The organism is Methanoculleus taiwanensis (assembly GCF_004102725.1).
Classification (GTDB): Archaea; Halobacteriota; Methanomicrobia; order Methanomicrobiales; family Methanoculleaceae; genus Methanoculleus_A; species Methanoculleus_A taiwanensis.
The window spans coordinates 757624-783454 of sequence record NZ_LHQS01000001.1; the positions used below are offsets into that span (position 1 = coordinate 757624).

34 protein-coding genes are annotated in these 25831 nt (G+C 59.7%); 28 read left to right on the top strand and 6 right to left on the bottom strand.

From position 1 onward, the window contains the following. Positions 1 to 30 precede the first annotated feature (30 nt). Positions 31 to 1209 carry a sugar phosphate nucleotidyltransferase gene (locus ABH15_RS03835; RefSeq protein ID WP_128693023.1) on the top strand — a complete coding sequence of 393 codons (1179 nt, stop codon included), beginning with the start codon at positions 31 to 33 and terminating at the stop codon, positions 1207 to 1209. On the opposite strand, the gene ABH15_RS03840 is transcribed toward ABH15_RS03835, so the two are convergent. After that, entirely contained in the window at positions 1206 to 1991 is a 786-nt protein-coding gene (locus ABH15_RS03840; protein ID WP_128693024.1) for a CBS domain-containing ParB/RepB/Spo0J family partition protein, read from the bottom strand. The genes ABH15_RS03835 and ABH15_RS03840 overlap by 4 nt on opposite strands. Before the next feature lie 70 nt (positions 1992 to 2061). Then, the gene (locus tag ABH15_RS03845; RefSeq protein ID WP_128693025.1) at positions 2062 to 2535 is read right to left on the bottom strand and encodes an Hsp20/alpha crystallin family protein; all 474 of its coding nucleotides are present in this window, start codon (positions 2533 to 2535) and stop codon (positions 2062 to 2064) included. 157 nt (positions 2536 to 2692) lie between these two features. Here ABH15_RS03845 and ABH15_RS03850 point away from each other — a divergent pair, with 157 nt between their 5' ends. Together ABH15_RS03850 and ABH15_RS03855 are read left to right on the top strand one after the other, a co-directional pair. Further along, on the top strand, positions 2693 to 3388 hold the full coding sequence (locus ABH15_RS03850; RefSeq protein ID WP_128693026.1) for a hypothetical protein: 696 nt from the start codon (positions 2693 to 2695) through the stop codon (positions 3386 to 3388). Positions 3389 to 3443: 55 nt separating this feature from the next. Continuing rightward, entirely contained in the window at positions 3444 to 3710 is a 267-nt protein-coding gene (locus ABH15_RS03855; protein WP_128693027.1) for a thioredoxin family protein, read from the top strand. Positions 3711 to 3799: 89 nt separating this feature from the next. Here the strand turns inward: ABH15_RS03855 and ABH15_RS03860 are convergent, their stop codons facing one another. Beyond that, positions 3800 to 4372, bottom strand: a complete 573-nt coding sequence (locus ABH15_RS03860; protein ID WP_128693028.1) for an HVO_0476 family zinc finger protein — start codon at positions 4370 to 4372, stop codon at positions 3800 to 3802. A gap of 33 nt (positions 4373 to 4405) precedes the next feature. On the opposite strand from ABH15_RS03860, the gene ABH15_RS03865 reads away from it, so the two are divergent. Both ABH15_RS03865 and ABH15_RS03870 read left to right on the top strand, forming a co-directional pair. Next, entirely contained in the window at positions 4406 to 4852 is a 447-nt protein-coding gene (locus ABH15_RS03865; protein WP_128693029.1) for a DUF371 domain-containing protein, read from the top strand. 232 nt (positions 4853 to 5084) lie between these two features. Continuing rightward, positions 5085 to 6296, top strand: coding sequence for a PAS domain-containing protein (locus ABH15_RS03870; protein WP_164913625.1), 1212 nt, complete (start codon positions 5085 to 5087; stop codon positions 6294 to 6296). Positions 6297 to 6310: 14 nt separating this feature from the next. On the opposite strand, the gene xseB is transcribed toward ABH15_RS03870, so the two are convergent. Both xseB and xseA read right to left on the bottom strand, forming a co-directional pair. Then, positions 6311 to 6493 carry an exodeoxyribonuclease VII small subunit gene (gene xseB / locus ABH15_RS03875; RefSeq protein WP_128693031.1) on the bottom strand — a complete coding sequence of 61 codons (183 nt, stop codon included), beginning with the start codon at positions 6491 to 6493 and terminating at the stop codon, positions 6311 to 6313. Next, positions 6483 to 7724 carry an exodeoxyribonuclease VII large subunit gene (gene xseA, locus ABH15_RS03880; RefSeq protein ID WP_128693032.1) on the bottom strand — a complete coding sequence of 414 codons (1242 nt, stop codon included), beginning with the start codon at positions 7722 to 7724 and terminating at the stop codon, positions 6483 to 6485. Before xseA ends, xseB begins: the two co-directional genes overlap by 11 nt. Positions 7725 to 7763: 39 nt before the next feature. On the opposite strand from xseA, the gene ABH15_RS03885 reads away from it, so the two are divergent. From ABH15_RS03885 to ABH15_RS03990, 22 genes are all read left to right on the top strand, one after another. Continuing rightward, positions 7764 to 8585 carry a sugar phosphate isomerase/epimerase family protein gene (locus tag ABH15_RS03885; RefSeq protein ID WP_128693033.1) on the top strand — a complete coding sequence of 274 codons (822 nt, stop codon included), beginning with the start codon at positions 7764 to 7766 and terminating at the stop codon, positions 8583 to 8585. A gap of 94 nt (positions 8586 to 8679) precedes the next feature. Next, positions 8680 to 9957: a hemolysin family protein gene (locus ABH15_RS03890; RefSeq protein WP_128693034.1), complete on the top strand. Its 1278-nt coding sequence runs from the start codon at positions 8680 to 8682 to the stop codon at positions 9955 to 9957. 33 nt (positions 9958 to 9990) lie between these two features. Next, the gene (gene purN, locus ABH15_RS03895; protein ID WP_128693035.1) at positions 9991 to 10617 is read left to right on the top strand and encodes a phosphoribosylglycinamide formyltransferase; all 627 of its coding nucleotides are present in this window, start codon (positions 9991 to 9993) and stop codon (positions 10615 to 10617) included. 74 nt (positions 10618 to 10691) lie between these two features. After that, positions 10692 to 11012: a ribonuclease P protein component 4 gene (locus tag ABH15_RS03900; protein ID WP_128693036.1), complete on the top strand. Its 321-nt coding sequence runs from the start codon at positions 10692 to 10694 to the stop codon at positions 11010 to 11012. After that, positions 11005 to 11247 (top strand): YhbY family RNA-binding protein, encoded by a 243-nt coding sequence (locus tag ABH15_RS03905; protein WP_128693037.1) that lies wholly within the window; start codon positions 11005 to 11007, stop codon positions 11245 to 11247. Before ABH15_RS03900 ends, ABH15_RS03905 begins: the two co-directional genes overlap by 8 nt. Before the next feature lie 69 nt (positions 11248 to 11316). Further along, positions 11317 to 11766: a 30S ribosomal protein S19e gene (locus tag ABH15_RS03910; protein ID WP_128693038.1), complete on the top strand. Its 450-nt coding sequence runs from the start codon at positions 11317 to 11319 to the stop codon at positions 11764 to 11766. 15 nt (positions 11767 to 11781) lie between these two features. Continuing rightward, the gene (locus ABH15_RS03915) at positions 11782 to 12120 is read left to right on the top strand and encodes a DNA-binding protein (protein ID WP_128693039.1); all 339 of its coding nucleotides are present in this window, start codon (positions 11782 to 11784) and stop codon (positions 12118 to 12120) included. Next, on the top strand, positions 12120 to 12722 hold the full coding sequence (locus tag ABH15_RS03920) for a DUF7411 family protein (protein WP_128693040.1): 603 nt from the start codon (positions 12120 to 12122) through the stop codon (positions 12720 to 12722). Before ABH15_RS03915 ends, ABH15_RS03920 begins: the two co-directional genes overlap by 1 nt. Positions 12723 to 12728: 6 nt before the next feature. Further along, on the top strand, positions 12729 to 12881 hold the full coding sequence (locus tag ABH15_RS03925) for a 50S ribosomal protein L39e (RefSeq protein WP_128693041.1): 153 nt from the start codon (positions 12729 to 12731) through the stop codon (positions 12879 to 12881). Between the two features lie 4 nt (positions 12882 to 12885). Next, positions 12886 to 13149 (top strand): 50S ribosomal protein L31e, encoded by a 264-nt coding sequence (locus ABH15_RS03930; RefSeq protein WP_128693042.1) that lies wholly within the window; start codon positions 12886 to 12888, stop codon positions 13147 to 13149. A gap of 1 nt (position 13150) precedes the next feature. Further along, positions 13151 to 13813: a translation initiation factor IF-6 gene (locus ABH15_RS03935; RefSeq protein WP_128693043.1), complete on the top strand. Its 663-nt coding sequence runs from the start codon at positions 13151 to 13153 to the stop codon at positions 13811 to 13813. A gap of 7 nt (positions 13814 to 13820) precedes the next feature. Beyond that, the gene (gene rpl18a / locus ABH15_RS03940) at positions 13821 to 14012 is read left to right on the top strand and encodes a 50S ribosomal protein L18Ae (RefSeq protein ID WP_128693044.1); all 192 of its coding nucleotides are present in this window, start codon (positions 13821 to 13823) and stop codon (positions 14010 to 14012) included. 2 nt (positions 14013 to 14014) lie between these two features. Further along, positions 14015 to 14464 carry a prefoldin subunit alpha gene (gene pfdA / locus ABH15_RS03945; RefSeq protein ID WP_128693045.1) on the top strand — a complete coding sequence of 150 codons (450 nt, stop codon included), beginning with the start codon at positions 14015 to 14017 and terminating at the stop codon, positions 14462 to 14464. 3 nt (positions 14465 to 14467) lie between these two features. Continuing rightward, positions 14468 to 15613, top strand: coding sequence for a signal recognition particle-docking protein FtsY (ftsY, locus tag ABH15_RS03950; protein ID WP_128693046.1), 1146 nt, complete (start codon positions 14468 to 14470; stop codon positions 15611 to 15613). Then, the gene (locus ABH15_RS03955) at positions 15613 to 16938 is read left to right on the top strand and encodes a signal recognition particle protein Srp54 (protein WP_128693047.1); all 1326 of its coding nucleotides are present in this window, start codon (positions 15613 to 15615) and stop codon (positions 16936 to 16938) included. The genes ftsY and ABH15_RS03955 overlap by 1 nt, the downstream gene beginning before the upstream one ends. 1 nt (position 16939) lies before the next feature. Continuing rightward, entirely contained in the window at positions 16940 to 17518 is a 579-nt protein-coding gene (gene trmY, locus ABH15_RS03960) for a tRNA (pseudouridine(54)-N(1))-methyltransferase TrmY (RefSeq protein WP_128693048.1), read from the top strand. Further along, on the top strand, positions 17509 to 18744 hold the full coding sequence (locus tag ABH15_RS03965) for a tRNA pseudouridine(54/55) synthase Pus10 (protein WP_128693049.1): 1236 nt from the start codon (positions 17509 to 17511) through the stop codon (positions 18742 to 18744). The genes trmY and ABH15_RS03965 overlap by 10 nt, the downstream gene beginning before the upstream one ends. A gap of 2 nt (positions 18745 to 18746) precedes the next feature. Continuing rightward, positions 18747 to 19040, top strand: a complete 294-nt coding sequence (locus ABH15_RS03970; RefSeq protein WP_128693050.1) for a 50S ribosomal protein L21e — start codon at positions 18747 to 18749, stop codon at positions 19038 to 19040. 19 nt (positions 19041 to 19059) lie between these two features. Beyond that, positions 19060 to 19410, top strand: coding sequence for an RNA polymerase Rpb4 family protein (locus ABH15_RS03975; protein ID WP_128693051.1), 351 nt, complete (start codon positions 19060 to 19062; stop codon positions 19408 to 19410). A gap of 12 nt (positions 19411 to 19422) precedes the next feature. Beyond that, positions 19423 to 19986 (top strand): DUF655 domain-containing protein, encoded by a 564-nt coding sequence (locus ABH15_RS03980; RefSeq protein ID WP_128693052.1) that lies wholly within the window; start codon positions 19423 to 19425, stop codon positions 19984 to 19986. Beyond that, positions 19983 to 20747 (top strand): 16S rRNA (adenine(1518)-N(6)/adenine(1519)-N(6))-dimethyltransferase RsmA, encoded by a 765-nt coding sequence (gene rsmA / locus ABH15_RS03985; RefSeq protein ID WP_128693053.1) that lies wholly within the window; start codon positions 19983 to 19985, stop codon positions 20745 to 20747. The genes ABH15_RS03980 and rsmA overlap by 4 nt, the downstream gene beginning before the upstream one ends. A gap of 4 nt (positions 20748 to 20751) precedes the next feature. Beyond that, complete coding sequence (locus ABH15_RS03990; RefSeq protein ID WP_128693054.1) at positions 20752 to 21330, top strand: HemK2/MTQ2 family protein methyltransferase; 579 nt, start codon at positions 20752 to 20754, stop codon at positions 21328 to 21330. Here ABH15_RS03990 and ABH15_RS03995 read toward each other — a convergent pair. Continuing rightward, positions 21314 to 21955 (bottom strand): hypothetical protein, encoded by a 642-nt coding sequence (locus ABH15_RS03995; protein ID WP_128693055.1) that lies wholly within the window; start codon positions 21953 to 21955, stop codon positions 21314 to 21316. The two genes, ABH15_RS03990 and ABH15_RS03995, sit on opposite strands and share 17 nt — an antisense overlap. A gap of 402 nt (positions 21956 to 22357) precedes the next feature. On the opposite strand from ABH15_RS03995, the gene ABH15_RS04000 reads away from it, so the two are divergent. Next, positions 22358 to 25762, top strand: coding sequence for an IscS subfamily cysteine desulfurase (locus tag ABH15_RS04000; protein WP_206633415.1), 3405 nt, complete (start codon positions 22358 to 22360; stop codon positions 25760 to 25762). Positions 25763 to 25831: the final 69 nt, after the last annotated feature.

The following is a 25831-nucleotide window of genomic DNA, read 5'->3' on the forward strand; positions in this document are numbered from 1 at the left end:
GTTAAATCCGTCTGCTGCCAATGGAGTGGCATGAAGGTATGCATTATGTGCGGAGGCGAAGGCACCCGTCTTCGCCCTCTCACGTTCGGGCGTCCGAAGCCCTGCGTTCCGATCGTCAACCAGCCTTCGATTCAGCATCTCGTATCCCACCTTGCGAATCTTGGGTTCAACGACGTGATCATCACGCTCGGGTATATGAGCACGGCGATCGAAGAGTCGCTCGGAGACGGTTCGCTCTTTGGCGCGAACATTACCTACGTCCCCGAGAGAACCAAGCTCGGGACGGCCGGCAGCGTCAAGAACGCACAGGAGCATCTGGACGGACAACCGTTCCTCGTCGTCGGTGGGGATCACGTCATCAACCTGAACCTGCTCGAATTTTATCGGGAGCACCTCAATAACAACTCGATAACGACTATCGGGCTTATCAGCATCGATGATCCCACCGAGTACGGGATTGCGGAGATCGATGCCGACTATACCATAAAGCGGTTCAAGGAAAAGCCCGGACCCGGCGAGATCTTCTCAAACCTTGCCAGCACCGGTATGTACGTCTGCGACCCGGAAGTCTTCGATTTCATCCCTGCCGGGGAGAAGTATGACTTTGCACGGCATCTCTTCCCCGCGCTGATGGAGAAGGGGTATACGCTGAAAGCCTGGCTTGCACGCGGCAACTGGTCGGACGTCGGCAACCCCCGCTCGCTGCGGCAGGCGGAGCGGTGGAAACTGCAGGAGATCGCGTATACGAATATCAGCGGCGATCTGGTCGTCAAGGGCGCCAAGATTGCCGGACCCGTGCAGATGGGCGGTTCGGTCTCGCTCTCCACGAACTCCCGGGTCATAGGGCCGGTCTCCATCGGAGCCGGGACGATCGTCGAGGAGAATGTCATCATCGGCCCGTACACGAGTATCGGGGAAGGGTGTATCATCAAGAGCAACGCGAAGATATTCTCGTCCTCGATCTACAACCGGGTCGTCGTCGGCCGGAACACCACCATCAGCGGCAGCATCCTCGACAACGGCACCTACATCGGTGACGGCTGCAATATCGAGAACGACACCGTCATCGGGCCGAAGGTCGTCCTCAAGGACAATGTGGTCGTTCACTCCGGAACAAGGCTCTGGCCGGAGGTCACCATCCCGGAGGGCACCGTCGTGAAAGAACACGTTCTGAACGATGCGTTCGATACCAGAATCGAAGGATCCTAACCGTGCCGGACGAGCCGGTGCGTGAGTGCGACGAGCGGGTGGCGGGCGTAATCCATGACCTTGATGTCGTCGAGCGTCTTTAAGTTCAGGGTTCGTGCTGTCCGCTCCATGCCGAGCTCGATATCGGCGGCAATCTCGATTATATAGGCATCGAGGCTCTTGATCCCGAGCCTCTTTGCTGCAATAGCCCGGTGGTGGCCGTCGACCAGGATCAGGCGGCCTGGGCGCCTGACGACGATGACCGGTTCGGCAAGACCCTTTTTAATCTCGTACATCCTCCCCTCGAGTTCGTCTTCGTAGATCTTCGACTGCGTGGGGAGGAGTGCGTTCGTCGGAACCTGACCGCGTTTCAGTGTCGGTTCGATGTCATAGAGTTTCTTTAATGTCTCGATGAACTTGAAGACCTTCTCGGGGGATACGTGCTCTATCTGGGATCTGATGACGTCCGCATTCGAGATGATCCCGATCAGTTTGTTCTCCTCGTTGACGACAGGGAGTTTCTGAATACCCGACCGGAAGATAACCCGGGCTGCATCGTTGACACTCATATCGGGGTCGGCGACGATGAGATGACGGGACATAACCTGCTCGACGGGGGTGGACGGATGCGCAAAAAGGAGATCGCGGGCTGCTATATATCCGACTACTTCTTTGTTCCAGATGACCGGAAAACCATCGTGGTGTGTCTTCTTTATAGTCTCGATGACGTCTTTCACCGTCCCGTGGACGTCGACGGTGACGACATCATAGGTCATGTAATCTTTGACCTTCTTTTTGTCCATCATGAATATGTCACATTGCCGAAAGATGAATTGTTCGGTCGGAAATCGATGAAGAATCGTGAAAAAAAGGTTACTCTATTGGAATTGATGTCCCTACTTCGGTCGGTGCCTTCCTCATGCGGACTTCGAGGACGCCGTTCTTGAAGCTCGCCGCGGAGTTCTGATCGGTCACCTCGACAGGCAGCACGACCATGCGGCTCATCGTGCCGTAGGTGCGTTCTCTGACATAGAAGTCTTCAACGTGCTCTTCGGCCGCACCGCTGCGCACGCTCGAGATCTCGAGGTGGTGGGGGTCGAGAAGGCGGACGTTGACACTCTCTTTCTCGACACCCGGGAGATCTGCGACTACGATGACCTCGTCCTCATGGTCCCGGACGTCGACCCGGAAATCGGCGCGGATCGAGGGCATCATCCGGCCGCGAACCTCCTCTCCCCGTGAGCTGATGCCGCCGAGCATTGACTGGAACCTGCTCTCCATCTCTGCCATGAGGTCATCAAAATCCTGCCATACCGAGCGATATGGTCGCTTTTCAGTTCCTGCCATTGGTTCCACTTCCTTTTACCGTTCGATTGCCTGAAATGGCTTTTGGATCAGGCCTCACTTTAAGGTAGTATCAAATCTATATATATCTTATTGCTGCCCGGCTGCCCCCTGCAAGAACGATACTATTTTATTTTACCGCATGCCGATTGTACTCGCAATGAAAAATACGCAGAAGAACGGCTCCAAGAAAGACGAGAAGAACTGGTACAAACTGGTCTTCGTCGGTGTCGCCGTCATGTTCGCAGCCGCGATGGTGCTGACGTACCTGACGCCGATCTTCACTGCGCCCCGCACGGTGCAGCCCGGGGATACTGCCGTGATCGCCTATACGATACGTGATGCGGCGGGGCAGCCCGTCCTCACCACCGATCAGCAGCTTGTGCAGAGTGAGTACGAAAAGGGGAACATCGTCGTTCTGACGGGCGGGATGGAGATCCCGGCAGGCATTGCAGTCTCCGGCGAGAACGTCGCACCGGTTCCGATCTACTATCCGCAGATGTCTGAGTTTGCCGGATTCGGGCTCCTCGGGTTCGAGACGAATGCAATCTCGGCCGGGCTCGTCGGTATGCGCCCCGGCGAGGTGAAGTCCGTCCGGTTCGACTACGGTGGAAACGATCTGCGGATGAACTTCAGTATCGAGGCGGCAGAAGGGTTTGGACTTGACTTTAAGAACGCGACGGTGGGCGATAAGTTCACGATAGGGCTGACCGCGACCCCGGAGTTCTCCCTCGAGGAGAACTCGACCGTGACGGCTGCACTTCGCATCGGCGAGATCGTCGAGAAGACCCCGGACCAGCTGGTCATTCAATACCGCTACGGTAGTGCGGATATCCTCCTCCAGCAGATCGCCTGAGGGACCGGATCCCCAACCGGAATTTTTTTATAATCGTCCCTTCTGTTTTCTTTCTATGGCAGTGAAAGTACTCAGTTTTTTCCAGGACGGGTGCATGGCATGCGGTGAGCAGGAACCGATCCTGCAGGAGGTCAAAGCCGATCTCGGTATCGGGATCGAGGAGATCAATGCCGCCAAAGAGCCGCAGTACATCAAGGAGTACAGTCTCCGGGTGACGCCGACGACCCTCGTTCTCGTGGACGGAGATGTGCAGGAGCGGATGGAAGGGCTCGTCCACCGCGAAGACCTGGAGGCGGCGATTAAAAAGCATCTTCGGGAGTGACGGATCCGGGAGATGGTATGCCCGGCGGGAGCCTTGTAAAAGAGCCGGATCCCGGGAACTGCGTGTAGTTCCCTCCCGGCACGGAGTGGTTATACCCGGTAGCCGTATATTCTTTTAATCCTGCGGGCAGCTGCTTTCCAGCCCTCTTTTCGCATAACCTGGCCTTCACGGAGCTTTATGTGGGAGATCCGGAACCTGCTTCCGCCCATGGTGTAGACCTCGCCCACCACGAACATCTCCTCCCCTTCGACGGGTTTGTAGACCGGTTTTGTCGTCCGACCGCTGTGAATCGAGACCTTCAGCACCACCGTCTCGATAGCCCGTGTCCAGAGTGTGGTGACGTCGGAAGCTACTGCACGCTCGACCCGGCGGTCGCCGCTCTCGATACTGGTGATCTCGACCCCGAGCGCCTCGTCGCCGCACTCCGCGACGATCATGTCGCCTACGTTGCAGTAATCGTCGCTCGTCATCTCGACGATGCAGACCGTCGATTCGGTCTCGCGGCTCACGATCGTCCGAATGGAGAGGAGCTTTTGGGCGGGCGGTCTCTGGGCATGGTGTACGTGCCCGCATTCGGTGCACTGAACGAGCAGATCGGTGGATTCCTTGAGAATCCTGTGTGTGCACTCCTCATCGCAGGTCGGGCAATGGATACTGATCATTGATTAGCAATGGACACCCTCTCCTTATAAATCATGAAGGCCAGAGATGTCGTACGGTCCCGCGGACACCCGCTCGTGCAGGGGCTGCACAAAACGACCTTCGAGGTGACCCGCGAATGCGAGCTGACCCTTTCCGGGGACTGCATCATCGGCGTCTGCGCCGATAAGGGCGCCGCCGATCTCTCCGCTCCGTTCAAGCGCCTGCTCTCCGACGATCAGGCGGTTCTTCTCACCCGGCTATGCGCCGGTAGCGAATCGGTTGAAGTCCGTTCACGGGGAAGCTCGCAGTTTACACTGGATCACCCGACCGATCTCGTCTGGAGGCGAAGCGGATTCGTCTGCGGAAGAACGGTCGGCATCTATTCCGACTGCGTTGCCCGCACGCTGCCCCGTTCATTCATCGACCGGCTCCGGCAGGGTGACGACCTGATCGTAGAACTGATCGTGGAGGTTCCCGCGACGCCTGACGAATCCTGCTGAATGGTACTGTCCGGATGCCGAATCCGCCCCTCCCATAGATACATTTATCATTCAAAACATCTCCTTCAGCGCGTGAAAAAACGTCTGCCACGGTACTTTGAGTCGAATCAGGGCGCGGAGCGGTGTGCAAAACCAAAGCCGTAACGCGGCGGATGAGGCCGGGTGCCCCTGCACCGTACTGCCGGGTACCCGGAATGGGAGAATGGGCTTTTGCAAGGGATGTGAGCGAGGGATGAGACCTCCGGAGCGGGAGACCGGAGAGGCACGGCGGCACCTGCAGGCGGGCGGCGATGACGAGCGTATGGGTGCTCTCGAGACGATGCAGGCCGGGGTTGGTGTCATGCAGGCGCGCTGCGAGGAGATAGCGGCGGCACTGGCCGTGACCGAGGTGCGGTGCAGGCACTATCGTGCTCTCTTCGATGCCGCGCCCGAAGCCTGTATCGTAATCGATCTTGAGTGTGTCATCCGTGAGGCAAACCGGAGAGCAGCCGCACTCTTCGGTGCCGATAGCGACGTCCTGATCGCCACCTCCCTCTTCCGGTTCATCGCGGAGGAGGATCACGAGGGTCTTGCGGCATGGCTCCGCCTCTCCGAGGAGGAGAGGAGCGAATCCGGATGGGAGACCTGCCTGCTCGCCTGCAACCGCGAACCGATCCCGGTCGCTCTCTCCGTCTCGCACGTGCATGACGAACGGGGTGCACACGCCGGATATCTGCTGGGGTTTCAGGACATCGCCAGACAGAAGGGTGGTGAGATCACCGCCCTGAAACATACGGAGAAGGTGCTCGGGCTCTCAAACCGGAAACTGCACCTCCTTACCAGTGTAACACGGCACGATATCCTCAACCGGTTAAACGTCCTCCTCGGGTACCTCGAACTTGCGCAGGGACAGACGAGCGATCCTATCCTGCAGGAGTACGTGCGGCGGGCGAAAGATGCTGCCTTCGGGATACGCAGTTACATCGCCTTCACACGGGCATACCAGGAGGTCGGCGTCCGTTCACCGCAGTGGCAGACGGTGCGCAGGGTGATCAGGAAGGCGCTTGCGTCCCAGACCGGCGGCTCGATCAGGGTCGATATCGACATTCCGCCGATTGAGATGTACGCGGATCCGATGATCGAGAAGGCCTTTGCAAACCTTCTCGACAACTCGCTCCGGCACGGCGGGTCGGTCACGCGGATACGCTTCTCCTGTTCGGAATCAAAAGCGGGGCTTGCCGTCGTCTATGAAGACGACGGTATCGGAGTTGCATACCGGGATAAGAACCGGATCTTCGATCGCGGTTACGGGAAACAGACCGGCCTCGGCCTCTTCCTGGTCCGCGAGATCCTTGCGATCACCGATCTCACCATCCGGGAGACCGGGATTCCGGGCGAAGGCGCGAGGTTTGAGATCCGAATCCCTCAGGGACTGTACCGGCCTGTCGGAGTGTGCGGCAGTTGATATGCCCCGGAGGGTCAGTCCCGCCCGAGCTCGGTGAGTTTCAGCTCTGCAGTCGTGAGCAGGTCTTCGCACTGTTTCACGAGCAGCGAACCGCGTTCATAGAGAGCGATACTCTCGTCAAGACCGGTATCTCCGTCTTCGATCTTCCGTACAATCTCCCGCAGTTCTGCGAGCATCTCTTCATATCTACTCATCATAGTCAAGATCCTCCACGATAACTCTGCTCCGTCCATCCTGCATGCAGAGAGTGATCCGGTCTTCCGGGGCAAGCTCGCGGACGGACCGGACGACCCGGCCGTCCTTTGCGGCGATGCAGTACCCCTGCCGCAGGATGGCTACATGGCTCCTGCTCTCGATCCGGGCGCGAAGCTCCGCCAGGTGCAGCCGGTTGCGTTCCATCCTGACGGTGACCGCCCGGCGGAGGTGCTCCTCCTGCTCGGTGAGACGCTGCATTCGCTCGTTGATCCGGCGGCCGAGTCTCGCGGGGTGCATCCGTGCCCGCAGGTCTTCGACCTCCCGTCTCTTCTCCGCGAGCCTTCTGAGCAGGTGCGACTGCATCCGCCCGGCAAGCCCTTCCGCCTCCTTCAGGAGCTCCTGCCGGTCGGGAACCGCGCGCTCCGCCGCACCCGACGGCGTGGGCGCCCGCACGTCGGCGGCGAAGTCGCAGAGCGCCGTGTCGACCTCGTGCCCGACGGCGCTGATAACCGGTGTCGTGCACCCTGCAACGGCACGGACGACATCGGGATGATTAAAGGGGAAGAGGTCTTCGAAACTCCCTCCGCCGCGCCCGACGATGAGGACGTCGACGAGCCCGTCTATTCTCCGGATTGCCTGTGCGATCTCGCGATGCGCCGCTTCCCCCTGCACCGTCGCCGGTGAGAGGACGATCTCGACCGGGAAACGGCGCGAGATGATGGTGACGATATCCTGTAGCGCTGCGCCGGTCGGGGAGGTGACGACGCCTACCCGGGACGGAAACCGGGGCAGGGGGCGTTTCTTCTCCTCCGCGAAGAGCCCTTCCCGTGCGAGCTCGGTCTTCCACTCCTCGATGAGAAGGTGCTTTTCCCCCCGGCCGGCCGGCAGGATATCCCGGACGATAAGCTGGTACTTTCCGTGCGGCTCGTATACCTCGACCGATCCCAACACCAGAACGTCCATGCCGTTTTGCGGCTCAAAATCGAGACGGCGTGCGTTCGTTCGCCACATGGCGCAGTTAATGACGGCGTTTCCCCTGCCGTTCTGCTCTCCGAGCGAGAAGTAGCGGTGGCCCGAACCGTGGTTTTTGTAGTTGGTCACCTCGCCCCGCACCCAGATATGCTGCAGCCGTGAGTCTTCAAGGAGGGTGCATATCATCCCCGAGACCTCGGAGACGCGGAGAATCGGCGTTCCGTGCAGGTCGGGATGGCCTACGTTGCCGGAGCAGTCCATCACAATCTATTAGACCGATAATTTATATCAAGTAGTGACATGGGTCGCTTCGCCGTTTCGAGCATGCTCTTCCACGAGTATCCTAGCGAGTACATCTTCGACTACGTTGCCGAGTCCGGCCTTGACGGCATCGAGTTCTGGGTCGAGACCCCGCACTTCTGGCTCCGCGGGAGGCCCGAGGATGAACTTCTGCGCTGCATCGACAACCACCCTGAGTTTGCTCCGATCACGCTCCACGCGCCGACGCTCGATTTAAATCCGACCTCCATCAACCCGCGGGTCGCCGCTGCCTCGATAGAGTACACCGTCGAGGCGATCGCGCTCGCGGAGCGGATAGGTGCAGGGGTGGTGACGATACATCCCGGCAAGAGGACGGCCCGGCGCGTCCCGAGTGCGTACGACTACGAGCGTTTCGAGCGTTACATCGGCCGCATCAGAGATGCGGCGGAAGGAAAGCAGGTGCGCGTCGCGATCGAGAATATGGAGCCGAAAGTGAATTCGCTCCTTTACACGCCCGAAAGTGCCGCAGAGCTCCTCGAGCGGGAGCCGTGGCTGTACTTCACGCTCGATATGGGGCATGCCCTGATGACCTCGGTCGGGGAGGCGATCCGGTATATCGATCTTGCCGGGGAACGGCTCGTGAACGTCCACGTCAGTGCAACGAAGAACGGCCGGCCGCACTACCCTATCCATCCCGACGAGAACGCGAAGCTGATCCTGGAAGCGCTTGCCGAACGCGGATACGCCGGTTACCTCACACTTGAGCTCCAGGATCTCCATTTCAGCCATGAACTTACATCCGAAGAGAAGATCCTGCTGTTGATGAAAGAGCAGGCAGTCCTCCGCGATATCATGGCCTGATGCGCTGGCTTTATTAGATCCGACTGCGACATTATTCTCGTTACAGACGCGTATGAACACCACTGTGATACGGCCGTTTTGCGGCGTGGAGTAAATGGTAGTCGTAGATATTTTAACTGTAGAAATTATCCTGTTTCTCGTTTGTTTGCTTCTGTCCGGATTTTTCTCAAGTTCCGAGGTTGCACTGATATCGATAACGCGTGCAAAGGTGCGTGCGCTCGTCAGTCAGAATCGGAGCGGAGCGGCAGCTCTGGACACGCTAAAGCGTTCACCTGATCACATCCTGATAACCATCCTGATCGGGAACAATATCGTCAATGTTGCTGCGGCATCGCTCGCAACCGCGATAGCGATCGGCTTTTACGGGGATGCGGGTATCGGTATCGCGACCGGTGTCGTCGTGCTGCTGATGCTGATCTTCGGCGAGATCGGGCCGAAGATGTACGCCGCCCGCAACACCGAGAGCCTCGCGCTCCGGGTCTCAAAGCCGATCCTCCTCCTCTCGCGGGTTCTCTACCCCCTGCTCTGGGGATTCGACCGTGCGAAGCGCCGTTTTGCGTTCGGCCCGGGGCTGACCGAACCCGTCGTTACGGAGGCGGAGATCAAGGAGTGGATCGACGTCGGCGAGGAGGAGGGAACCATCGAGCAGGAAGAGCGGGAGATGCTCTACTCGGTGCTCCGGTTCGGCGACACGACCGTCCGCGAGGTGATGACGCCGAGGTTCGACGTCGTGCTGATCGACGACGCGAGCACGGTCGAGAGTGCCGTCACCATCTTCAATGAGACAGGTTTTTCACGAATACCGGTCTATCACGATCACATCGACAACGTTGTCGGGCTGCTGAACGTCAAAGATGTCTTTGCCTCGGTCTTCCGCCAGCGGTCGAACGCGACGATCAAAGACCTGAAGCACGATCCGTACTTCGTCCCGGAGAGCAAGAAGATCGACGAGCTCCTCAAGGAACTCCAGGTCCGGAAAGTCCATATGGCCGTCGTCCTCGATGAGTACGGATCGTTCACCGGTATCATCACGGTCGAGGATATGCTTGAAGAACTCGTCGGTGAGATTATGGACGAGTTCGACGAGGAGGAGCCCGAGGTGCAGGAGCTCGAGGAGGGGGTATATATCGTCGATGCCCGCACCTGGGTCGAGCGGCTCAATGAGGATCTCCGGATCGACCTCCCTGAGGATGAGTCGTACGAGAGCATCGGCGGCCTTGTGCTCGATCGTCTCGGGCATATCCCGCGACGGGGCGAAGTGGTCAAGATCGAGGAGAGCAATACGACGCTCGTCGTAATGCAGATGCGCGGGCGGAGGATTACGAAGGTGAAGATTATCCTCCCGCCGCCGCCCGCGGCGGAGCTGCACTGAAGGCGGCACTATCGCCGAGGAGTATTCGTTACTATGTGTCCAGAGAGAGCTATTCCGAAGAAACGGATCGCCGTCCTTGCTTCGGGGAGGGGTTCCAACTTTCAGGCCGTTATCGACGGTATCGCATCGGGCTTTATCCCGGCGGTCTGCGTCGGGCTGATCACCGACAATCCGTCCGCGTATGCAATCGAGCGTGCGAAACGGGCCGGTGTTCCGGTCACGGTCGTCGACTTCAGAGAATTCCGGAGCAAGCAGGAGTACGAAGGCGCGCTCCTCGATGCCATGAAGGGGTGCGAGGCCGACCTCTTTGTCCTTGCAGGGTATATGCGGATCCTCGGGCAGCAGATCGTGCACGTCTTCTCCGGGCGTATGATGAACATCCATCCCGCTCTGCTTCCTGCCTTTTCAGGCCTGCATGCACAGCGCCAGGCGTTGGAGTACGGCGTCCGGGTCTCCGGGTGCACCGTTCACCTGGTCGATGAAGGCATGGATACGGGCCCTATCGTCCTGCAGCGGTGTGTGCCGGTGCTCGACGGCGACGATGTGGAGACGCTCTCCGAGCGAATCCTCGCAGAAGAACACCGGGCACTCCCGGAAGCGGTCAGGCTCTTCTGCGAGAACCGGCTATCGGTTGAGGGGCGGCGTATCCGGATCCGGTGATCCGGCATCTCCCTACTCTTATATATTCTCTCCCGGCCAAGTTTTAGGGACCCAGACGATAAGGGGGCAATGTGATGGCAGGGAAGGCACGCAAGATCAATCACAGGAAGATTGCCCGTGAACGGATCGAGGTGCTCTTCCGACAGGCAGCAGCATTCCACCCGGAGAATCCGGCGTGGAGCAACCGCTGTGTGGAACTCGCACGTAAGATCGGAATGCGCCACCGGGTGCGGATCGACCGTCGGTTCAAACGGCAGTTCTGTCGCCGTTGCAATGCATTTCTTGTGCCGGGAGAAAATATGAGAGTGCGGATACATCGGGGGCGGGTGATCGTCACCTGCCTTCTCTGTGGACATAGGGCACGATATCCGGTAGTGAGGTCACAGCATGGATAAAGAGATGATCCATCATCTGAAGGCCACGATCTGGATCGGGAAACGGGGCTGCACTGATGTTATGATCGATGAGATCAAACGGCAGATCAAGGATCGGAAAGTGATTAAGGTCAAATGGCTCCGGAACACGGAGATCGATCCGGAAGCGATAGCAGCTGCCGCCGGCGCCGACCTCATCAACGTGCGAGGCCGCACGATGGTGCTTGCAGAGCGGACCTCCCGGCGCTCCAGATGAGATTCTCGAAATATATAAAACGTCGTTGGACGAATATGTAAAGACTGTTAGCGATGGTGAGGATTATCAATGACAACCGTATATGACATTCCTGCTGATATGTTCATTCGGCAGGTAGCAGAAGAACTGAAGAAAACTCCCGAGGTTCAGCCCCCCGACTGGGCGGCGTTCAGTAAGACGGGAGTACACAGAGAGATGCCCCCCGAAAACCCCGACTGGTGGTACATTCGTTCCGCATCGATACTGCGGCGCGTCTATGTCGACGGACCTGTCGGCATCCAGCGGATGCGCAGTTTCTACGGCGGAAAGCGCGACCGGGGCTCGAACCCCTACCGGTTCAGGAGAGGCAGCGGGTCGATCCTGCGCAAAGCCCTCCAGCAGCTCGAAGCTGCCGGATACGTCTCACAGAATAAGGATGGACGCATCGTCACCGCGGCCGGCAGGTCTTTCATGGACAACATCGCGAACAGCATGAAAGCCCAGGCCGTCGAGATTGCGCCCGGTCTTTCAAAATATTAACCGGAGGAATGCCTGATGGGAGACGACGAACTCGCTGATCTTCGTCGCCGGAGAATGGAGCAGCTGCAGCGGCAGGCGGCGGATCAACAGTCGATGGAGGACGAGCTCGAGCGGCAGAAGCAGATGGAATCCCAGATTCACATGGTGCTGATGCAGATACTCGAACCGGAAGCGAGAGAGCGGCTCAATACCATCAAGCTGACGAAGCCGGACTTTGCAAAGGCTGTCGAGCAGCAGCTCGTCATGCTTGCGCAGAGCGGCCGGATCCGGCAGCGGATCACGGACGACCAGCTGAAAGAGCTGCTCAAGCAGCTTGTCCCCTCGAAGAGAGACTACAAGATAACGCGAAAGTGATGAAAGCCGGTGTTCTCTTTTCCGGAGGGAAAGACAGCGCGCTTGCGGCGATCATGCTTGCACGCGATTACGACGTGGAACTGAACACCTTCGTGTTCGACCCGGAGCGGGAGATGCCTGGCGTCGAGGCTGCAGCAGCCGCACTCGGCCTCCCACTCAGGAAACGCATCTTCGGGAACGACGTCCTCGATGAGGCCGTGGCCATGGTGCTGCGGTGCCGCTACCCGAACGATGCCATAAATATGGTGCACCGGCGGGCGATCGAAGACCTCTGCCGCGACTATACCGTGGTGGGGGACGGCACCCGCTGGAACGACCGGGTTCCCATGCTGGCACGGCCGGAGGTGCAGCGCATAGAAGCACTCTATCGCTGCTCGTATATCCGACCGCTGCTCGGCTACGGCAAACCCGAGGTTGAGCGCCTCGCCGGGAGATTCCTGGTGGTTACATACGGTGAGACGGGAACAATCGAGAACGGGGACTACGAACAGGAACTCCGTTCAAAGGTTCGTTCCTGCGGGATAGATCCGGCGACACTCTTTCCCGAGCACCACCGGCAGTCGCTGGTGATCGGTATCACCGACAGATACAAATCGACGTGATGAACTATGAGCAAAGTAACGAAAGGCCGGAAGGTCCGGCTGGCAAAGGCGTGCGAGCAGAACCGCCGCGTGCCTGCATGGGTGATGATAAGAACAAACCGGAGCGTCGTTTCGCACCCGTACCGGCGCAACTGGAGAAAGAGTACGCTGAAGGTGTAAGATCATGGCCGAGATACTCAAAGAACATATCTATGTCGTCCCCCTGCGCGATGTGAAGCGCTCTCCCCGGTGGAAGAGATGCAACACCGCCATCAAGGATATCAGGTCGTTCCTCGTGCAGCACATGAAGAGCGAGGATATCAAGCTCGACAGCACCATCAACGAGAAGGTCTGGGAACACGGCAGTGGGAAGCCGCCGAGAAAGATCCGCATCCGTGCGATGAAGTTCGAGGACGGCCAGGTTCAGGCCGAACTCGCAGAGGAGTGAAATGAGCAGTACAACCGATCTTGCCGGTGACCCGAATATCGGTGTGTACGCCCGTGTATTTGAGGACGTCGCAGTCGTATACCCGACGACGCCGGAGAGTTTTCGCTCCGTGCTCCGGGAGGAACTGGACGTCGACCTGCTCGTCACGCCCATCCAGGGAAGCGAGATCATCGGATCGCTGCTCGCCGGCAACAGCCGGGGATTCGTGGTAAGCGGTCTTGTCTCCGATGAAGAGCGGGCAGCGCTCGGGGAGTACCGTGATGTGTACCTCCTCGAGGGCTCCATGAACGCCGCCGGAAACGTCATCCTTGCAAACGACTACTTCGCTGCCGTCCACCCCGACATGGAGGTCGACGTAGCGGAGGAGATAGGAGCGTTCCTCGGTGTTCCGGTCGTCCGCGTCTCTCTCGGCGGAGTCAAGACCGTCGGTATGGCGGGATTCGCCACCAACAAAGGTGTTCTGGTTCACTCCCGTGCGGGAGAGGCCGAGATCGCGGCGCTCGAACGGGTGACCGACCTTCCCATCGGCCGCGGATCGATCAACATGGGGAGCGGCCTTGTGGGAACGGGTCTCCTTGCCAACACGAAGGGGTATGTTGCAGGTACGTATACGAGCGGTTTCGAGCTCGGTAGAGTTGAAGAAGTATTTGGGTTTTTGGAGTGATGATTCAATGGCAAATCAGAAGTATGAGGTAGTCGGTGCGGTGAGGATCAACAACACGTGGAAGCCCTACACCACCGTTGTTGAAGCTCCGAGCGAGGGTCTCGCTGTTGAGCGCATGTTCTGCACCATCGGAAGCAAACACCGCCTTAAGAGAAATTATATCAGCGTCAAGGCAGTTAACGTAGTAGCTGGTGAATGATTGTGGACTCTGTAGATCCCCGCGAGGTTCAGACGCTCCAGATGTACCTGAACGAGTACGGTCAGCAGATGGAGGTTCTCGCGCAGCAGCTCAATCTGATCGAGCAGCAGCGGCTTGAGTCGCTCGCTGCCGTCGAGTCGATCCAGGCACTCGGGCAGAGCGACGACGGGGCAGTACTCCTCCCTATCGGCGGCGGTGCGGTCGTGCGTGCGAAGGTTCTCGATCCCGAGCACGTGATGGTTAACATCGGCTCCGATGTGGTCGTCGAGCGTACCCATGCCGACGCGGTAGAGTATCTGCAGGATCGCATCACTGAACTTGAAGCGCTTGGCAAGAAGGTGGCCGGCTCTCTGGAACAGCTCCGAGGGCAGGTGAACGAGATCTCCCGCAGGCTCGAAGCCGTATACCGGCAGCGAGGTCAGCCACCTCAGCCTGGCCAGGGTGGTCGCTAGGTTATGTTCGATTCTCTCAAAGCGAAGCTGAAAGGTATTCGGAATAAGTTCGGCTCCAGCATCGAGGAGGCCGCGGGATCGGTTCCTCCGGAGCCGGCGGTAGAGCAGCAGGCGGCTGCCGTACCCGCCATCCCGGCACCGGCAGAGAGCGAATCCGTGCAAAAGCCCCTTTCGACGGAGAAGCCGGCACCATCCCCGTTACCGGCTGCGAAAGAGGCGAAGATCGCACCGGCACCGCCGAGAGAGGAACGCGACAAACCCTCGTTTTTCAATAAGTTCAAGGTGTTGGTCACCGAGCGCGAGCTCCTTCTGAAGGAGAAGGATATCGCAGAACCGCTCTTTGAACTTGAGATGGTGCTGCTCGAGAACGACGTGGCACTGCCGGTAACGGACGAGATTATCTCGAGGATGAAGGAGGAACTCGTCGGGAAGCACCGGAAGATCGGCTCGTCGGTCGACGATCTCGTCCTTGCGACGCTTCGGAGCGCCCTCTGCGGCGTGCTCGGCGAGGGGCTCGACCTTTGTGACTACATCCGGCAGCACGATCGCCCGGTGAAGATCCTCTTTACCGGGGTGAACGGTACCGGGAAGACTACGACGGTGGCGAAAGTCGGCCACTATCTCACGAAGAACGGCTTTTCGGTTGTTATCGGTGCCGGTGACACCTATCGTGCGGGAGCGATCGAGCAGATCAGGACGCACGCCGACCGGCTCGGCATCAAGGTCATCCAGCACCAGCAGGGCGCCGACCCGTCCGCCGTCCTCTTCGATGCGGTGCAGTACGCAAAAGCGCACGATATCGACGTCGTCCTTGCGGATACCGCGGGACGGTTCCACAACCGTGCGAACCTTATGAACCAGCTCGAGAAGATCCGCCGGGTCATGAAGCCCGATCTCGTCATCTACGTCGACGAGGCGGTCGCCGGAAACGACGCGGTCATCAGGGCGGATGAGTTCAACAAGACGGTCGGCACCGATGCGGTCGTCCTGACGAAGGCCGATATGGATCCGAAGGGAGGCGCTGCCATCTCTGTAGCCCACACCGTCGGTAAGCCCATCGTCTTCCTCGGCACCGGGCAGGGCTACGACGATATCATGCCGTTCGCCCCGCGCGAAGTCGTGGAAGTCCTCCTCGGAGGTGAAGCCTGATGCTCGATAAACTCGGCACCTCGCTCAAAGACGCGGTGAAGAAGCTCGCCGGAAAGACGGTGATCGACCGGGCGGCGGTCGACGAGCTCGTGCGCGATCTGCAGCGGGCACTCCTCCAGTCCGATGTCAACGTCAAACTGGTGATGCAGCTCTCCCAGTCGATCAAACAGCGCTCGCTCGAAGAAGAGCCGGCGAAGGGGATGGGCGTGCGCGAGCATGTCCTGCGGATCGTCTACCAGGAACTCGTTCGGCTGATGGGGAGCACGACCGAGGTCACTCTCGGGCCGCAGAAGATCCTGATGGCCGGCCTCCAGGGGAGCGGCAAGACCACGACGACCGCGAAGCTCGCCCGCTACTTCCAGCGCAAAGGGCTTCGCGTCGGCGTTATTTGTGCCGATACCTTCCGTCCGGGTGCGTATGACCAGGTGAAGACCCTCTGCGACCGGATCAACGTCCCCTGCTTCGGCAACCCGAAGGAGACGGATGCCGAGAAGATCACGCGGGAAGGGCTTGCCGCCTATAAGCAGCTCGAAGTGGTCATCATCGACACCCAGGGCCGCCACGCGCTCGAAGATCACCTCATCGAAGAGATCATCAACCTCAATACGCTCTCGAAGGCCGACCACCGCTGGCTCGTGATCGATGCGGCGCTCGGGCAGCAGGCGAGCGAGCAGGCGCGCCGGTTCCATGAGGCGATCGGGATCGACGGCGTCATCGTCACCAAGATGGACGGCACGGCAAAGGGCGGCGGTGCGCTCTCGGCGGTATCCGAGACGAAGAGCGGGATCGTCTTCATCGGAAGCGGGGAGACGATCGAAGACCTCGAGCGGTTCGACCCGGACGGGTTTATCTCCCGGCTCCTCGGGATGGGCGACCTTCGGGCGCTCGTCGAACGTGCCGAAGAGGCGGTCTCGGGTGAAGATCTCGACGTCAATGCCATGCTCAAGGGCAAGTTCACGCTCCGGGACATGTACAAGCAGCTCGAGGCCTTAAACCGCATGGGGCCCTTAAAGCAGATCATGGGAATGCTGCCGCTCGGCAATATGCAGATCCCGGACGATGCCTACGATATCACGAGCTCCAAGATGGATCGCTATAAGGTGATTATGGACTCCATGACGCCGGCCGAGCTCGACGACCCGTCGGTCATCAGCAGCTCCCGTATTCACCGGATTGCCAGGGGTGCTGGTGTCTCGCCGGACGATGTCCGGGAGCTTATTAAATACTACAAGACGATGCAGCGCGCCCTGAAGGGTATGCGGGGCATGGGCGGCGGCAAATTCAACATGCAGCGCATGATGAAGAAGTTCGGGCGGACGCAGTGAGATGAAGCGATTTGCAATCGTCGGCCATCTCGCCGCTACTGCCGGCACCTTCAGCTTAAACGACCTTCCCGGCAGCGCCGGAAGGATGGATGTGCTCTGCCGCTGCGTGAACGCGGCACTTTTTCTCTCGCATGATCTTCGCGCAGACGTCGAGTGCTACCTGGTTCTCTGCGGCGAGCCGGGACCCGAAAAGACCGTACTCTTTGTAGGCGGCGAGGTTCGCTATCTCAGCCCGGACGAACGAAGTAGCGCATCGCTCATCAAAAAGGCGCTCGCTCTCCCCTGCGGCGATGCCTTCCGGGAATCGACGCCCGGCGTCTATGTCCGGCGGGGCGGGCTTGCACGGCTGCTCGACGAGCACCCGTTTGCCGTGCTCGCCGAAGACGGCGGCGATATCAGGCACGAAGAGGCGCTGCCCGAGGCGTACCTGCTGAGCGATCACCGGAACTTTTCGGACGAGGAATGTGAACTGATAGCCGGGCGTTCCCGGCATTCTGTCGGACCAAAGTCGCTCCACGCGGATCATGCAATCACTATCCTCCAGAACGAACTTGACCGGAGGGAACACGGATGGAGATGACGGAGAAAGTACAGTCGATTCTCGACTATGGAGAGATCTGCGATCACTGCCTCGGCAGGTTCTTCGGCAAGCGGTCGCACGGTCTTACAAATGCAGAGCGCGGCAGAGCACTCAGAATCACCCACGAACTCGCCGGGAATACTCCTCACGCCGAGCCGGTTTCTGAAGCCTGCTGGATCTGCGCAGGCGAATTCGAGATGGTCGATCTCTGGGCGGAGAAGGTTGTCGAAGCGCTTGCCGGGCTTGAGTTCGAGACCTTCCTGATCGGCACGAAGGTTCCGCCGCTTATGGCGGAGAGCGAAGAGATGGTCTGGAGCGATCTTGCGCTCCGCGACCCGGAGCCGCTGAAAGCGGAGATGAACCGGGAGGTGGGGAAAGCGGTCTCTGCCCGGATAGAGAAACCTGCTGACGTTTCAAAGCCGGATGTCGTGGCCATCCTCGATCTCGGAGCAGGAACGGTCGAGATCCAGATAAACCCGATCTTTATCGCAGGCAGGTATATGAAGTACGAGCGGGGCATTCCCCAGACGCACTGGGACTGCCGCCTCTGCCGCGGGAAGGGCTGCGAGACGTGCAATTACACCGGCAAGCAGTATCCCGACTCGGTGGAGGAACTGATCGGCCGGCCGCTCATCGCTGCGTTCGATGCCGAGAACGCCGTCCTGCACGGTTCCGGACGTGAGGATATCGATGCCCGGATGCTCGGCACCGGCCGGCCGTTCGTCATGGAGGTCGTCACGCCGCGCCGCCGCCAGGTCGACCTCGCCGAGCTTGAGGGGATCGTGAATGCGAGCGCTGAAAACAGGGTCGGCGTAACCTTCTCCGGATGGGCGGATCGTAAGACGGTGCAAAGCCTTAAATCGGACAAAGCGCATAAAAAATACAGGATCTTGGTCGAGATCGACGGTTCCGTATCGCCAGAAGAGCTCGGAACGGCTCTCGATCAACTCAAAGGTGTGACAATACAGCAGCGCACACCAAAGCGGGTGTCGCACAGACGGGCGGATAAGGTTCGGGAACGACGGGTCATCGATATCGAATACGGAGGCGTGCAGGACGATGCGTTTTTCATCGACGTTGTCGGCGAAGCAGGCCTCTATATCAAAGAACTGATATCAGGTGACAACGGCCGGACCCGGCCGAGCCTCTCGGAGATCCTCGGAAGAGACGCACGCGTTACCAGCCTTGATGTGATGCTGGTTGAAACAGGTTATGATGGTGAGTAGGAATGGCACTTCACAACGGACCCAGGAAGAAGACGAGATATAAATTCAAGAAGGATCTGAGAAAACGCGGGCTTCCGCCTGTCACCTCCGTGATACAGAACTTCGATGTCGGTCAGAAAGTCCACATCGTTATCGAGCCTTCTGTTCAGAAGGGTATGCCCCACCGCCGGTTCCACGGCAGGACGGGGACGGTCGTCGGTCAGCGTGGCCGGGCGTGGGTTCTTGAGATCCGCGACGGAAATTCCACCAAAGTGGTAATCGCGCGACCGCAACATCTAAAAGCACAAACCGTATAATCTCCATCAAGTGATTGGCATGAAGGTAAAAAGAGTTGTGAGCGAAGAGCGAATCCTGCTTTCCGAAGTACGTGAGATTCTGCTTGAAGTGGAAACCGGACGACTTGCTGCAGGAGAGGAGATGTCCTATGAACTTCGCAAGAGCATCGAGCATGCCAATCATCTCTCAAAGACCCCGGCCGATAAGGCAAAGGCGCTGCTTGACGAGCTCCTGAAACTTGAGAAGATGAAGGAGGAGATTGCGTTCCGCATCGTCAACCTCATGCCGCGGACGCGGGACGAACTGCGTGCCATCTACGCAAAAGAGCGTTTCACCCTGACACCGGAAGAACTCGACGAAATTATCGATCTGGTAATGACCCACTTCTAGGAGAGGGCGCCTGTGAAATCCGATAAGAAAGAGGTCAACGCGTTAGTGATTGACATCCTTCCGAAAGGCTACGTGAACGATCCCCGTCCGGTCTACAAGCGTGAGCCGGTTGTCCTGGCCGTCGGTTCGGATCAGTTCAAGCTGCTCGAGCTCGTGCCGAAGGCGGGTGTCGATATTCAGATCCACGATCAGGTGTATATCGGCGACTCCGAGCGTGAGAAGATCGAGCGCGTCAAGAGGCGTGTTGGATACGAGGAGCTGACCCATGCGGCGAAACTCGAGTTGCCGTATGCCGTCGAGACGATCGTCCGGGAGCAGGAGGGGCGGTTCGTCGAGTTCTTCAACAAGTCCATCTCCATCACGCCGAAGCTCCATATGCTTCACCTCCTCCCCGGTATCGGCAAGAAGCTGATGTGGGAAGTGATCGAACAGCGGAACAGAAAGCCGTTCGAGAGCTATGCCGACATCAGCCAGCGGATCAAGTCGATGCCTCATCCCGATAAGATGGTCGTCAACCGGATCCTGCACGAGATCGAGGATCCCGAAGAAAAGTATCACCTCTTCACGTCGAAATGAGCGCTCCGAAAGACCAGCACTTTCTCGTCGATACCCGTGCGATCGAGAGGATTGCAGGGTTCGTCGACGTCTCCGGCCGCCGGGTGCTTGAGGTTGGCCCCGGAGAAGGGCCGCTTACCCGTGCACTCCTCGAACGGGGTGCCGAGGTCATTGCGGTCGAGCTCGACCCTCCCCTCTGTGAGGAACTGGAATTCTCTTTTGCCGATGAGATTGAGGAGGGAAGGCTCCACCTCATCCGGGGCGATGCGACGCGCGTCGACCTTCCGGCCTTTGATATCGTGGTCGCGAACCTCCCCTACTCCGCCTCCTCGAAGATAACCTTCCGTCTGCTCGAGATCGGTTTTGAGGTGGCCGTGCTGATGTACCAGAAAGAGTTCGCCCAGCGGATGATCGCACGGCCCGGGACGCCCGCGGTCGGTCGTCTCTCGGTGATGGTGCAGACGTATGCGACGGTAAAACCGCTCCTCGAGCTTCCGCCGAGCGCGTTTCGGCCGAAACCCCTGGTGCGGTCGTGGGTGGTGAAGATAACGCCGCATGAGCCGCCGTATCCCATCAACGATCGGAAGGCCTACGCCGATCTTCTCCGGGTGCTCTTCTCGCACCGCCGTAAGACGATCCGGAAAGGCCTTCGGAGCGGGAAGGATTTCTTTGATAAGGAGACGATCGAACGGGTGATCGCAGGCCTGCCGGAGGATCTCCTCGGTCGCCGCCCCGAGGAACTCTCGCTTGAGGAGTTCGCGATGATAGCGAACCTGATCTGAAGGGATGCCGGATATGGACGATCAGGTTTACCAGCCCGAAGCCGATACCTTCCTGCTGCTCAGGGCGGCAGAGAGGGAGGTCCGGCCGCACGACCGGGTGCTCGAGGTCGGCACCGGCAGCGGACGGGTCGCTGCCGGGCTTACGAAGGCTGCGGACAGCGTCGTTGCAACCGATATCAACCCCTACGCCGTGCTCGCCGCCCGTTCGTGCGGTGTCGAGACGGTGCGGTGCGATCTTGCCGCCGGTCTTGCCGGACCGTTCGATCTCATCGTCTTCAACCCGCCCTACCTGCCGACGTCGCCGGAGGAGCGGATCGACGACTGGCTTGAGTATGCCCTCGACGGAGGACCTGACGGGAGATGGGTCATCGAGCGGTTCATCCGCGATCTCGGCCGCATCTTATCGCCGTACGGCCGGGTTCTGCTGCTTGTCTCAACGCTGACGGGTCTGGATGCGGTGCGCGAGATCTTCGCCGCCCACGGGTTCGTATCGTTCATCGTCGACGAGGAACCCCTTGAGGGGGAGAGGCTATACGTGCTCCGGGCAACGCGGGACTTCTGCCGGATCAACGCAACCGGTTGATCAGGCTCAGGACGGCGATGAGCGTCGGCGTGCTCTTCTGTACCGAGCTACGAATTTTCATCCATTCATCCCGGTTCTCCGCCGTCATGCATTCGTAAAAGACGCAGTAGGCAAAGAATCCGTGGATCTTGTATGCCGGGAGCGGGTCGCTTCCGGGTTTGGTCATCTCTCTTTCGAAGGTATGCCCGGGCTCGCATACTATTCTGTCCCAGTCTGCAATTATGCCGGCGATATCCGGGTGTTTCAGGGAGAGTTCAAAGAAGAGGGGAGACTGGCGCAGCAGATCGGAGACCTCGCTCCGGAGTTCGTCGCCGGTGACGAAAAGGCGCTTTTGGGCGATGGTATCGACCACCCGCGGCGCCTTTATGAGCTCTGTTCTGAGATTCGGATACGCGAGCCATAACCGGGAGAAGATCCCGGGATCGGACGGTATCCGATATATGCAGGGATCGGGAGCCTCTGCGGTATCAAAGGCAAGGGCTCCCTGGCGTACGAGGGCGGTGAGTCTCTCTCCGATCCGCTCATCGTCGGTGGAACCGGTTCGGCAGGCTGCAATCAGTTCCGCCTCCGGGAGTTCGTCGCTCCGTAGCAGGTGCCGAAAAATGTTCTCCGTGATCTCTGCCATCTTTGCTCCTCAACGATGCATATCCGTATATGCCTTTGATGCTTCCCTGCGATATCTCTTCTGGAATGATTATTTCTGAAATTACCGTTCCGGGTAAAATATTATTACGATTCATCGTGTTATAAGAAATATTGTTCGCCCATGCCCTCATTGCGGTGTGTTATTTCTCCTGGCCGGGTCGCCACGCGCCATAGTGGTCGAAGGTATCCGGACGCCTCGCCGCTGCGATAAGCCGGGGCGAGGCCGGCCCGCCCGTGGGGTCCGGCACGGAGCAGTTCCCTCTTACGACGCGGATCGAAAGACGGGCGGGAGACCGATCTGCGATAAGGTTTAAGGTGCCTGCCGGTAGTAAGGGGGGATACGCCGGGGCTGGCCGGAACGCCCCGCACGGAGGCAACAGGAGTGAGTGAATCGAGAATGCGGGAACGCCGCGCACTCTGCGGCATCTGCTCTGCAGGCTGCGGCGTCATCGTTACCTACGACGACGAAGGAAAGATAGCCGGTGTCCGGGCGGATGAAGACTCGGAGATCGGGATCATCTGCAAACTGGGCGAGCGTACGCCGGAGATCGTCTACTCGAAAGACCGGGTAATCCATCCACTGAAGCGGGTGGGTCCGAAGGGAACCTACGCGTTCGAACGGATCTCCTGGGACGAGGCATACGCGATCATTGTGGAAAACCTCACCCGGATCAAGGATGAGCACGGGCCTGAGGCAGCGGCGATCTACACAGGCTCAGGCAGTTTCGAACTCTCGCACTGCGATGTCTTCCAGCCGAAAGACGTAGCGGTCTCCTCTGCATCGAGCGTCCTCTTCCCGTATGGCTCCCCGAACACCATGGGGGTCGGTGCCCTCTGCTATGTTGCATTTGCCATGATAGCGCCCCACGTCACCATGGGACGGCTCCACATCAACACCTACTCCGATTTCGAGAACGCCGATCTCATCGTGGTCTGGGGCACGAATCCCGCCACCGATTTCCCGCCGCTGAACCTCCGGAAGATCCTGGCCGCGAAAAGCCGGGGTGCCGAGGTCGTCGTCATCGATCCCCGGCGGACGAAGACGGTCGATCTCGCCGGTGCCGAGTGGGTTCCCATTCGTCCGGGCACCGACGGTGCTCTCGCTCTCGGGCTCTGCAATGTCTTGATCGCGGAGGAACTCTACGACGAGGAGTTCGTCAAAAACTGGACGCATGGTTTTGCGGAGTTTTCCACGTACGTCCAGCATTTCCGGCCGGAGGTCGTGGAAGAGATAACCGGCATCCCTGCAGAGACCGTTCTCTCGCTCGCCCGGCGGATAGCTGCGGCGGACGGCGCGACGTGGGCGATGTACACCGGGCTTGAGTACAGCGACTCCGGTGTGCAGGCGATCCGGGCGGCCATCGTCCTCTGGGCGCTCGCCGGTCAGATGGATGTTCCCGGCGGCCGCTGCTTCTCGATGCTCGAGAATACTTTCCCTATCAACCGCTCGGAGTACCTGGAAAATCCGGATCTGAACCGGGCGATAGGGGTCGATCGGTTCCCGGTCTATACGGCGTACCGGCAGGAGGCTCACCCGATCGCCCTCCCCGAGTCCGTCCTGCACGGGAGACCCTACAAGGTACGAGCCCTGATCATCCAGGCCGGGCATCTCCTGATCTCCTGGCCACAGACGCCGCTCTGGCGCGAGACACTCGAGAACCTCGAGTTCCTCGTCTGCGTCGACCGCACCCTCACCGCCGATGCGGCGTACGCCGATATCGTGCTCCCGGCAACGACGATGTACGAACGTGAGTCGTACATGACCTACGGCCCTCTCTTCCGGATCCGAGAAAAGGTCATCGAGCCCCTCGGCGAGGCGCGGCACGACGTCTTCATCATGGCGGAACTCGCGAAGCATCTCGGGTACGGCCATCTCTATCCGCAGGACGAGGAGGCGATGCTCCGGCACGTTCTGAAGGGTTCGGGGTTCAGCCTCGAGGCTGTCAGGGCTGCCGGGGGGACGGTGCAGTCGCCGACGGTGATGATGCAGTACAAAAAGTGGGAGAAAGGACTTCTTCGCCCCGACGGAAAGCCCGGGTTCGATACCCCGACGGGCAAGTTCGAGATATGGTCGACGATCCTCGAGGAATCCGGGTACGATCCGCTTCCGGTCTATACGGAACCGCAGGAGAGCCCGGTCTCAAGGCCAGATGTTGCGGAGACGTATCCGCTAATCTTCAACTCCGGCGCCCGGGTGACGACCGACTTTCATGCACAGCACCACGGGGTCGAAAGCCTGATCCGGGAGCGTCCCGAGCCGACAGTGACCATTCATTCCCGTGACGCGGAGGAGCGCGGGATCAGGAACGGCGATCGGGTCACCGTCCGAACGCTGCGGGGGCAGATCCCGCTCCGGGCGATCGTCACCGACGATATCGTCCGGGGTGCTATAGAGGCGAATATGGGTGGCGGGTGCCACATCGGGCCGAAGGCCTGGCAGGAGGGGAACGTCAACGAACTGACCGATATGCAGCGCTACGATCCTATATCCGGTTTTCCGGTCTATAAAGTCCTCCTCTGCGATGTAACGCGGGCGGATACCTCCGGCGGGGAGACGGTCGCCATCGGTTCGGGCGAGCTTGGGGCTCCTCGGGATCTGCCGGCGGCGGCCGCCACTTCCGAAACCGCCCGGATCTACCTTGACAACAATGCCACGACCCCGATCGATCCCGCGGTCTGGGAGACGATGGTCGCTTTTGGCGAGGCGAACTACGGGAATCCGTCGAGCATCTACCGGGAGGGCAAGGCGGCAAAGAGGGCCGTCGAGGATGCCCGGCGCGTGCTCGCCCGGCTCCTCGGATGCACGGCAAAGCGGATCGTCTTTACCGGGTGCTGCACCGAGGCGAACAACTTCCTCATCAAGGGGCTGGCGTTCGCCTCCCGGGACGGTGAGAATAAGCATCTCATCACCTCGTCGGTCGAGCATTCGTCGGTGCTCGAGCCGATCCGGTGGCTCAGGAAGTTCGGGTTTACCGTGACCGAGCTTTCCGTCGACGCGACCGGTCGTGTCAGTCCCGCCGATCTCGCGGAGGCGATCACGGCGGAGACGCTGCTCGTCAGCATCATGACCGCGAACAACGAGACCGGTTCGATCCAGCCGATCCGGGAGCTCGCCCGGGTAGCGCACGCAAGCGGGGCGCTCTTCCACACGGACGCGACGCAGGCGATAGGAAAGATCCCGGTCAATGTCGCCGACCTGGACGTCGACTTCCTCAGTCTCTCCGCCCACAAGATCTACGGGCCGAAGGGGGTCGGCGCCCTGTACATCCGCAAGGGGATCGAGCTCGATCCCCTCCTGCACGGGGGCGAACAGGAGCGAGGCCTGCGTGCCGGTACGGAGAACGTGCTCGGTATCGTCGGGCTCGGGCGGGCGGCGGAGCTTGCAGAGCAGCACCTTGCCGGGATGGAGGCGGTCAGGCTCCTCCGTGACCGTCTTGAAGACGGGATCCGGGCGCTCGTTCCTGAAGCACGATTGAACGGGCATCCGACGGAGCGCCTCCCGAATACGGTCAATATGACGCTTCCCGGGTATCGGGGGGAGTCGGTGGTGCTCGCCCTCGATCAGCAGGGGATCTCAATCTCCTCCGGTTCGGCATGCCACTCGGGATCGCCGGCACCGTCGCACGTGCTGCGTGCGATGGGTCTCTCAGACGAGGAGGTTCACTGCTCGATCAGGATCTCTCTTGGTGCCGGAACGACCGAAGAGGAGGTTGAGAGGACGCTTGCGGTTCTGGACGATACGCTCCATAACCGGAAGGCGACCGTCCGGTTCGTAACCTGCCGTTAGGGAGAGTTCTCTCCCTCCTCTCCGGTCATCCCGGCCTTTCGTAGGGTCCTCTCTGCCCGGCAGCCGGAA

Bases quoted from the DNA above. Each gene is read 5' to 3' on its own strand.
- ABH15_RS03840 (WP_128693024.1), bottom strand. From the start codon at position 1,991: ATGGACAAAAAGAAGGTCAAAGATTACATGACCTATGATGTCGTCACC.
- ABH15_RS03890 (WP_128693034.1), top strand. From the start codon at position 8,680: ATGGTAGTCGTAGATATTTTAACTGTAGAAATTATCCTGTTTCTCGTT.
- ABH15_RS03970 (WP_128693050.1), top strand. From the start codon at position 18,747: ATGGCACTTCACAACGGACCCAGGAAGAAGACGAGATATAAATTCAAG.
- ABH15_RS03910 (WP_128693038.1), top strand. From the start codon at position 11,317: ATGACAACCGTATATGACATTCCTGCTGATATGTTCATTCGGCAGGTA.
- ABH15_RS03935 (WP_128693043.1), top strand. From the start codon at position 13,151: ATGAGCAGTACAACCGATCTTGCCGGTGACCCGAATATCGGTGTGTAC.
- ABH15_RS03885 (WP_128693033.1), top strand. From the start codon at position 7,764: ATGGGTCGCTTCGCCGTTTCGAGCATGCTCTTCCACGAGTATCCTAGC.
- ftsY (WP_128693046.1), top strand. From the start codon at position 14,468: ATGTTCGATTCTCTCAAAGCGAAGCTGAAAGGTATTCGGAATAAGTTC.
- ABH15_RS03835 (WP_128693023.1), top strand. From the start codon at position 31: ATGAAGGTATGCATTATGTGCGGAGGCGAAGGCACCCGTCTTCGCCCT.
- ABH15_RS03990 (WP_128693054.1), top strand. From the start codon at position 20,752: ATGCCGGATATGGACGATCAGGTTTACCAGCCCGAAGCCGATACCTTC.
- purN (WP_128693035.1), top strand. From the start codon at position 9,991: ATGTGTCCAGAGAGAGCTATTCCGAAGAAACGGATCGCCGTCCTTGCT.
- ABH15_RS03865 (WP_128693029.1), top strand. From the start codon at position 4,406: ATGAAGGCCAGAGATGTCGTACGGTCCCGCGGACACCCGCTCGTGCAG.
- ABH15_RS03930 (WP_128693042.1), top strand. From the start codon at position 12,886: ATGGCCGAGATACTCAAAGAACATATCTATGTCGTCCCCCTGCGCGAT.
- ABH15_RS03920 (WP_128693040.1), top strand. From the start codon at position 12,120: ATGAAAGCCGGTGTTCTCTTTTCCGGAGGGAAAGACAGCGCGCTTGCG.
- ABH15_RS03845 (WP_128693025.1), bottom strand. From the start codon at position 2,535: ATGGCAGGAACTGAAAAGCGACCATATCGCTCGGTATGGCAGGATTTT.
- rpl18a (WP_128693044.1), top strand. From the start codon at position 13,821: ATGGCAAATCAGAAGTATGAGGTAGTCGGTGCGGTGAGGATCAACAAC.
- ABH15_RS03975 (WP_128693051.1), top strand. From the start codon at position 19,060: ATGAAGGTAAAAAGAGTTGTGAGCGAAGAGCGAATCCTGCTTTCCGAA.
- ABH15_RS03995 (WP_128693055.1), bottom strand. From the start codon at position 21,955: ATGGCAGAGATCACGGAGAACATTTTTCGGCACCTGCTACGGAGCGAC.
- xseA (WP_128693032.1), bottom strand. From the start codon at position 7,724: ATGGACTGCTCCGGCAACGTAGGCCATCCCGACCTGCACGGAACGCCG.
- ABH15_RS03850 (WP_128693026.1), top strand. From the start codon at position 2,693: ATGAAAAATACGCAGAAGAACGGCTCCAAGAAAGACGAGAAGAACTGG.
- ABH15_RS03955 (WP_128693047.1), top strand. From the start codon at position 15,613: ATGCTCGATAAACTCGGCACCTCGCTCAAAGACGCGGTGAAGAAGCTC.
- ABH15_RS03965 (WP_128693049.1), top strand. From the start codon at position 17,509: ATGGAGATGACGGAGAAAGTACAGTCGATTCTCGACTATGGAGAGATC.
- trmY (WP_128693048.1), top strand. From the start codon at position 16,940: ATGAAGCGATTTGCAATCGTCGGCCATCTCGCCGCTACTGCCGGCACC.
- rsmA (WP_128693053.1), top strand. From the start codon at position 19,983: ATGAGCGCTCCGAAAGACCAGCACTTTCTCGTCGATACCCGTGCGATC.
- ABH15_RS03900 (WP_128693036.1), top strand. From the start codon at position 10,692: ATGGCAGGGAAGGCACGCAAGATCAATCACAGGAAGATTGCCCGTGAA.
- ABH15_RS03870 (WP_164913625.1), top strand. From the start codon at position 5,085: ATGAGACCTCCGGAGCGGGAGACCGGAGAGGCACGGCGGCACCTGCAG.
- ABH15_RS03905 (WP_128693037.1), top strand. From the start codon at position 11,005: ATGGATAAAGAGATGATCCATCATCTGAAGGCCACGATCTGGATCGGG.
- ABH15_RS03855 (WP_128693027.1), top strand. From the start codon at position 3,444: ATGGCAGTGAAAGTACTCAGTTTTTTCCAGGACGGGTGCATGGCATGC.
- ABH15_RS03925 (WP_128693041.1), top strand. From the start codon at position 12,729: ATGAGCAAAGTAACGAAAGGCCGGAAGGTCCGGCTGGCAAAGGCGTGC.
- ABH15_RS03860 (WP_128693028.1), bottom strand. From the start codon at position 4,372: ATGATCAGTATCCATTGCCCGACCTGCGATGAGGAGTGCACACACAGG.
- xseB (WP_128693031.1), bottom strand. From the start codon at position 6,493: ATGATGAGTAGATATGAAGAGATGCTCGCAGAACTGCGGGAGATTGTA.
- ABH15_RS03915 (WP_128693039.1), top strand. From the start codon at position 11,782: ATGGGAGACGACGAACTCGCTGATCTTCGTCGCCGGAGAATGGAGCAG.